Raw genomic sequence first — 6,153 nt, forward strand, 5'->3', positions numbered from 1 at the left:
CGTGCCGTGAGAGCCGGTCGCGATCCAGCCCCACGCCTGTGATTGATCGCTCGGAACAAACAGCGGACGAGCATGCTTGGACACCGTTCCCGCAATTGCCACCAAGGCTCGCTCGGTGGTCGACATCCGGTTTCTACAGGCACCAAGGATGCACCTAGTCAACGCGATTGGGTGAACGTCAGCAATCGAGTGCTCCCCGGAGTTGGTCCGGTCGATCATGCGCGAGGAAGACCTCGTGCCGTCCCAACCGCGTCCGTTCCGGGTCACCACCGACTCCGATCCGAACGGGGAGCCGCTCGTGCCGGATCTGCTCGAACGCATTTTCTCCGCCGACCGCCCGGGCGTGAAGTTCGTCGGCGACATCACCTATTCGGCTCAGCCCCTGGTTATGTGCAGCTCGGCTGGGTGAGGTCGCCAACGCCCTTGCGTGCTCTGGGTTCTGCGGGTTCACCCGCTCGCGGTCGCTGCACATTATCGTGACGCTTCTTGTCATCGGATCTGTTCGATGACAAGGAGAAGCTGATGACCAGTCATGATCGATTGACTGTGGAGGAAGTCCTCGCCGCGTTCGATGAGCATCTGCGCCGGACTCGGGGCGTGTGCGCGGGGACCCGATGCAACTACGCCAGGCATGTCGGTGAGTTCCTGGTGGCGGTGTTCGGTGACCGTGGTGTGGAGTTCGCCGAGGTCCGTGCCCCGGAGGTGGCCGCGTTCGTCGGTGGGCTCTCGGGCCGCTACCGGCCGCGGACGGTGGAGTTGGTTGCGACGGCGTTGCGTGTCTTCTTCCGGTTCCTGCGCGCTCAGGGATGGTGTGAGGACCGTTTGGTGGATGCGGTCCCGATGGTGCCGCATCGCCCCTCGGGTCTGGTGCGGCACCTGGACCCGAGGGTTCTCGAACAGCTGATCGCCTCACTGGCGACGGCGTCGCCACGCGACCTGCGGGACCGGGCGATCATCTTGACCATTGCCCGGTTGGGGCTGCGGCCCGGTGAGGTGGCCCGGCTACGGCTGACGATCTGGACTGGCGCAACGCCGCGGTTCGAGTCCGCGCCCGCAAGACCGGTCACGGTGCGCTGCTGCCGCTGACCAGCGAGGTCGGGGCGGCCTTGGCTGACTACCTGCAACACGGTCGCCCGCAGGTCGATGCCCGCGAGGTCTTCGTCTTGCACTGGCTGCGGGTCGGTGCCCCGATCAGCACCAGCATCGTGGGCCGTGCGGTGCAGCCTGCCGTGGAGGACGCCGACATCGACGCGCCGACGCGTGGGGGCAACCTGTTGCGCCACTCGCTGGCCACCGGACTACTCGCGGGCGGGGCCAGCCTGCCCGAGATCGCCGACATGCTGGGCCATTCCTGCCTGGCCACGACCCGGATCTATGCCGCGGTCGATATCGGGCGCCTGCGCGAGATTCCGCTGCCGTGGCCGCAGACGGGAGCAGAATCATGACCGGCGCCGGGACCGGCGCCGTGAAGGCACGCGTGGAGGAGTTCATCGCGCTGCGCCGGGGCCTGGGCTACCGCTCACCGAGCCAAGAGCGTGCGCTCCGCGCGTTCGGGCGGCACGTGGACCAAGAAGGCCACAAGGGTCCGATCCCACTCGAGTTGAGCCTGGATTGGGCGACGAAGACGGCCTCGACCGATCCGTGCAACCCGGCCCGACGGTTGACGTCGGTGCGTGGCTTCCTGCGTCACCTGGCCTCCATAGACGGAGCCACCGAGGTGCCCGAGCCCGGGCTGCTGGGTCCCACCGGGCACCGCAAACCACCACACATCTATTCCGAGGCAGAGATCAGCGACCTGCTGGCCGCCGCCGCTGGGCTGGCCCCATCCGGAGGGTTGCGGCCCCACTGCTACGCCACCCTTTTCGGGCTGATCGCCTGCACCGGGTTACGGATCAGCGAGGCGCTGGCACTGCGCATTGGTGATGTTGACCTGGACCAGGCCGTGCTCACCGTCCGGGCCGGCAAACGTGGCCGCACCAGGCTGGTGCCGCTGCATCCCAGTGCAGTGCCTCCGCTGACTCAGTACGCGACCGAACGAGAACTGAACGCTACGGCCCACCGGGCAAGAACTGAACGCTACGGCCCACCGGGCAAGGACGCGGCGTTCTTCCGCACCGACCGCAACGACCAGATCAGCTACAACACCGCGCATCACGCGTTCAGTGTGGTGCGTCGGCAGTGGGGCTGGACCGCGACAGGACGCACCCGGGCACCGCGTGTTCACGACCTGCGCCACACGATGGTGGTGCGCCGCATCCAAGCCTGGCACACCGAAGGCGTCGACGTCGACGCCAACATCGCGGTCCTGGCCACCTATCTGGGCCACGTCGAGGTGCGTGACCTCTACTGGTACCTCTCGGCCGTCCCCGAACTGATGGGCATCGTGGCCGCGCGTTTCGAGGCCTTCACCGCCTCCGCACCGGGAGGCGTGTCGTGAGGGCCCCGCAGATCGGGTTCGCACAACTGGTGCAGGACTTCTTCCTGCGCCGTCTGGTCGCCCAGCGTGGCGCCAGCGCCCGCACCGTGGAAAGCTACCGCGACGCGTTCGAGTTGCTGTTCGGCTTCATCGAACAGCGCACCGGCACACCAGCAGCCGCCCTCCAACTCGACGATCTGGACGCTCCCGTGGTGCTGGACTTCCTCGACCACCTCGAGGAAGGACGCGGCAACAGTGCCCGGACACGTAACGTGCGTCTTGCCGCGATCCACTCGTTCATGCGCATGCCGCGGTCCGGGACCCAGCTTCGTTGCCGATCACGACTCGGGTGTTGGCGATCCCGGCCAAACGGTTCGACCGGCCCGTGCTCGGCTACCTGTCCCGCGAGCAGATCTCCGCGATCCTGGCAGCACCAGACCACCGCACCTGGAGCGGGCGCCGCGACGCGGTCATGCTCGCCACCACCTACAACACCGGCGCCCGCGTCTCGGAGATCACCGCGCTGCGAGTACGCGACGTGCTCCTGGACCGGCAAACCGCGGTGCACCTGCACGGCAAGGGCCGCAAGGAACGGGTCATCCCGCTCTGGAAGAACACCGCCACCGAACTGCGTGCCTGGCTGGGCAAGATCAACGACGCACCCCAGGCACCGGTGTTCCCCAACCGGTCCGGCGGACCGATGTCCCGCTCCGGAGTGCGCGACCGGCTCGATCGGGCCGTCGCAGTCGCTGAACGTGACTGCCCATCGCTACGCGGCCAACACATCTCACCACACACGCTGCGGCACTCCACGGCCATGCACCTCCTGCAGTCGGGAACCGATCTGGCGACCATCGCCTTGTGGCTCGGACATTCCAGCCCAGCAGCAACACACCAGTACCTCGAAGTCGACCTCGCGGCCAAGGAGGCCGTCCTGCGAAAGCTCCACGACCCCAGCCCCGCACCGACGCGATTCCAACCGGCGACCGACTCCTCGCCTTCCTGCAAGACCTGTGATTATGTGCAGCGACCGCGAGCCGGTGAACCCGCAAACCCAGCGCACGCAAGGGCGTTGGCGACCTCACCCAGCCGAGCTGCACATAACCAGGGGCTGAGCCGAATAGGTGTTATGTGCAGCTGCGCATAACACCTACGTTCACACCTGGCAAGGTTTCGTGTACCTCGCGACGGTCATCGACTGCTACTCCCGCAAGGTCGTAGGCTGGTCGATCGCAGACCATATGCGCACCGAACTCGTCGCGGCCGCGTTGACGAACGCAGCAGCCACGACCCGGATCGAGCCGGGAGCGATCTTTCACTCCGATCGCGGCAGTGTCTACACATCGCGGGCTTACCGTGCTCTCGTGAACTCTCTGGGCATGCGCTCGTCGATGGGCCGAACCGGGGTGTGCTGGGACAACAGTATGGCCGAGATTTTCTTCGCTGCTTTCAAGAACGAATGCGTCTACCGACCGATCTACTCCGCCAAAGGTAAAGCGCGACAAGACATCATCAGATGCATCGAAGGTTTCTACAGCGCGGGCGGCTCCCGACCATACTGCTCGTGACGAGCGCTGCACTCTCTCCGAACGCGACAGTCGCCACTTCTTGCACAGCGGGCTGTCGGCCCCGGGGATGAGGCGCCCACGCTGACGCGCAGGCGCCTCCCGCGAGGCCTACGTGCGGCGCATGGCCTTGAGCAGCAGCCGGGCGACTGGGCTGTACGGCGGGTACAACATCTGCACACCGGTGTGCCCGAAAATGGCCCGTTGGTAGACGACGGGGCGCAGGTGCGAGAACGTGTCGAAGCCCTCCCGAGCGTGATACGACCCCATGCCCGAACCCCCGCGGCCACCGAACGGCAGGTCGTTCTGGATGTAGCCGATCATGACGTCGTTGACGACCGCCGATCCGCTGGGGACCCGATCCAGCCATGACCGCTGCCGCTTGCTGCCGCGACACAAGAGGTACATCGCCAGCGGAGTCGACTTGGACGTCACCGTGGCGATCGCTGCCGACTGCGTGTCGTACCCCACCACAGGCAGGATCGGTCCGAAGATCTCCTCGGTCATGACCGTCGAGTCGGCCGGCGGGTTGACGATCGCCGTCAGCGGAAGCTGCCGACGCGACCTCCCGAGCTCCGGATCCTCGGTGCTGAAGGTCTCCCAACCGTTGCTGTCCGCCTCTTCGATGAATCCGCGCAGGCGATCGTAGTAACGCTGGTTCAAGATGGCGGTGTAATCGGCGTTCCCGGCGGCGTTCGGGTACAGCACGCGCGCAGCCTCGATCGTGGCCTGAGCGAACTCCGTCTCCCGGCCCTTGGGCACCAAAACATAGTCAGGAGAGATGCACACCTGGCCGCCGTTGTAGAGCTTGCCCCACGCCACGGCGGTCGCTGCATCCTTGATCGAGTAGTTCTCGTCGATGATCACCGGGCTCTTGCCGCCGAGCTCGAGGGTCACCGGCGTCAGATTCTGCGCCGCAGTGGTCGCGACGATCTTGCCGACCGCCGTTGACCCCGTGAAGAAGAGGTGATCGAACGGCAGCTGGGTGAACGCACTGGCCACCTCGGTGCCACCGTCGGACACGTAGAACACCGCCGGGTCGAAGTTCTGCGACACGAGCCGCTTGATCACAGCGGACGTCGCCGGCGTGAACTCGCTCAGCTTCACCATCACCCGGTTTCCGGCCGCGAGTGCTGAAGCAGCGGGAATCAGGGCGAGGTGGACGGGAAAGTTCCACGGCGAGACGACCCCGACGACTCCGAGCGGGCTGGGCTCGATGCGGTTCTTCGCAGGCTTGAACCACATCGACGCCGAGCGACGCCGCGGAGCCATCCATGACTTCAGGTGACCGCGGATGTAGCGGATCGTGCTGATCGTGCCGACGATCTCGGAGAGCTCCGTCTCGAAGCCGGAGCGCGTACCGAAGTCGGCGTCTGCAGCCTCCTTCAGGAGGAGGGCGTTCTGCTCGATGAGCCGCTGCAGCTTCAGCAGGTTGGCCTTGCGCTCGTCCAACGTCGGGATCGGGCTCCGCTCGACGGCCGCACGCTGGGCGTGGAAGGCGAGCGTGATCTTGTCAACATCGGTGATCCCCACGCGGTCAACGCCGCTGGAGGTCAAAGGGTCCGAGTGGTGGGTGCGAGCGCCCGCCGTCTCTGGTGTGCTCGTCATGATGTCCTCTTCCTGGTAGTCGAACTGGTAGTCGAAAGGCCTCGCGACCGGTATCCTTGGGTGGTACTCACGCCGCACTCGCCCACATCGATGCGGCGTGCCGGGTGTGCGGGTAGAAGATCGCGACCTCGGGGGGTGCCCGCACCAGCAGGTCCGCCGGCAGCGCGATCTTGTTGCGCGTCAGGTTCCACAGCCTGCGGTCCCGGTTCATGGTGCGAAGGGCACGCCGCGCGGCCGCATCGGGATCACCCCCGCGAAGCACTGCCTCGGCTGCCGTGACAGCCGCCACCGCGCCGGACGTCATGCCGTCGGAGAAAGTCGCCGAGACGCCAGGGTGGGCGAGCATCTGAAGCTCGAGGGTGCCGTCCTGAGAAAGCGGGGCCTTCCAGGGCGAACCCGGGATCATGCCCGCATAGAGAGTTTCGTCCGGGTCATCGATCTCGAGGCCGAGCGCGTTCGAGATTCCGAAGCGCTCCCGCGTGGCTCGCGCCGACGATGATCGCGCGTCCGGCAGTCATGCACCTGCCTTCGGCGTCAGCACGACCATCATCTTGCTGATCCCGC

6 protein-coding genes and 3 pseudogenes are annotated in these 6,153 nt (G+C 66.3%); 7 read left to right on the forward strand and 2 right to left on the reverse strand.

The genetic code is table 11. The features are described 5' to 3' along the window. Positions 1–187: 187 nt before the first annotated feature. The 7 genes and pseudogenes from ACFVJ3_RS48965 to ACFVJ3_RS48995 form a co-directional block, all read left to right on the forward strand. Positions 188–370 (forward strand): annotated as a pseudogene (locus ACFVJ3_RS48965) (IS3 family transposase); the annotation flags it as partial. A gap of 152 nt (positions 371–522) precedes the next feature. Continuing rightward, positions 523–1,086, forward strand: a complete 564-nt coding sequence (locus ACFVJ3_RS48970) for a tyrosine-type recombinase/integrase (protein ID WP_378458962.1) — start codon at positions 523–525, stop codon at positions 1,084–1,086. Continuing rightward, positions 1,017–1,445, forward strand: coding sequence for a tyrosine-type recombinase/integrase (locus ACFVJ3_RS48975; protein WP_378458967.1), 429 nt, complete (start codon positions 1,017–1,019; stop codon positions 1,443–1,445). The genes ACFVJ3_RS48970 and ACFVJ3_RS48975 overlap by 70 nt, the downstream gene beginning before the upstream one ends. Next, complete coding sequence (locus tag ACFVJ3_RS48980; protein ID WP_378458963.1) at positions 1,442–2,437, forward strand: tyrosine-type recombinase/integrase; 996 nt, start codon at positions 1,442–1,444, stop codon at positions 2,435–2,437. The genes ACFVJ3_RS48975 and ACFVJ3_RS48980 overlap by 4 nt, the downstream gene beginning before the upstream one ends. Before the next feature lie 29 nt (positions 2,438–2,466). After that, a pseudogene (locus ACFVJ3_RS48985) lies at positions 2,467–2,709 on the forward strand (site-specific integrase); the annotation flags it as partial. Between the two features lie 38 nt (positions 2,710–2,747). Continuing rightward, a complete protein-coding gene (locus tag ACFVJ3_RS48990) occupies positions 2,748–3,563 on the forward strand; it encodes a tyrosine-type recombinase/integrase (RefSeq protein WP_378458964.1) in 816 nt (271 codons plus the stop codon). Position 3,564: 1 nt separating this feature from the next. Further along, positions 3,565–3,957, forward strand: a pseudogene (locus tag ACFVJ3_RS48995) (DDE-type integrase/transposase/recombinase); the annotation flags it as partial. Positions 3,958–4,092: 135 nt separating this feature from the next. Here the strand turns inward: ACFVJ3_RS48995 and ACFVJ3_RS49000 are convergent. Together ACFVJ3_RS49000 and ACFVJ3_RS49005 are read right to left on the reverse strand one after the other, a co-directional pair. Next, positions 4,093–5,589: an aldehyde dehydrogenase family protein gene (locus ACFVJ3_RS49000; RefSeq protein ID WP_378458965.1), complete on the reverse strand. Its 1,497-nt coding sequence runs from the start codon at positions 5,587–5,589 to the stop codon at positions 4,093–4,095. Between the two features lie 67 nt (positions 5,590–5,656). Continuing rightward, positions 5,657–5,995 (reverse strand): hypothetical protein, encoded by a 339-nt coding sequence (locus ACFVJ3_RS49005; RefSeq protein WP_378458966.1) that lies wholly within the window; start codon positions 5,993–5,995, stop codon positions 5,657–5,659. Positions 5,996–6,153: the final 158 nt, after the last annotated feature.

It is taken from the genome of Rhodococcus sp. NPDC127593, assembly GCF_042671975.1.
Classification (GTDB): domain Bacteria; phylum Actinomycetota; class Actinomycetes; order Mycobacteriales; family Mycobacteriaceae; genus Rhodococcus_F.

What these genes read in the sequence shown, in the direction of transcription:
- ACFVJ3_RS48970 (WP_378458962.1), top strand. Translation starts at nt 523, where the DNA reads ATGACCAGTCATGATCGATTGACTGTGGAGGAAGTCCTCGCCGCGTTC.
- ACFVJ3_RS48980 (WP_378458963.1), top strand. Translation starts at nt 1,442, where the DNA reads ATGACCGGCGCCGGGACCGGCGCCGTGAAGGCACGCGTGGAGGAGTTC.
- ACFVJ3_RS49000 (WP_378458965.1), bottom strand. Translation starts at nt 5,589, where the DNA reads ATGACGAGCACACCAGAGACGGCGGGCGCTCGCACCCACCACTCGGAC.
- ACFVJ3_RS49005 (WP_378458966.1), bottom strand. Translation starts at nt 5,995, where the DNA reads ATGATCCCGGGTTCGCCCTGGAAGGCCCCGCTTTCTCAGGACGGCACC.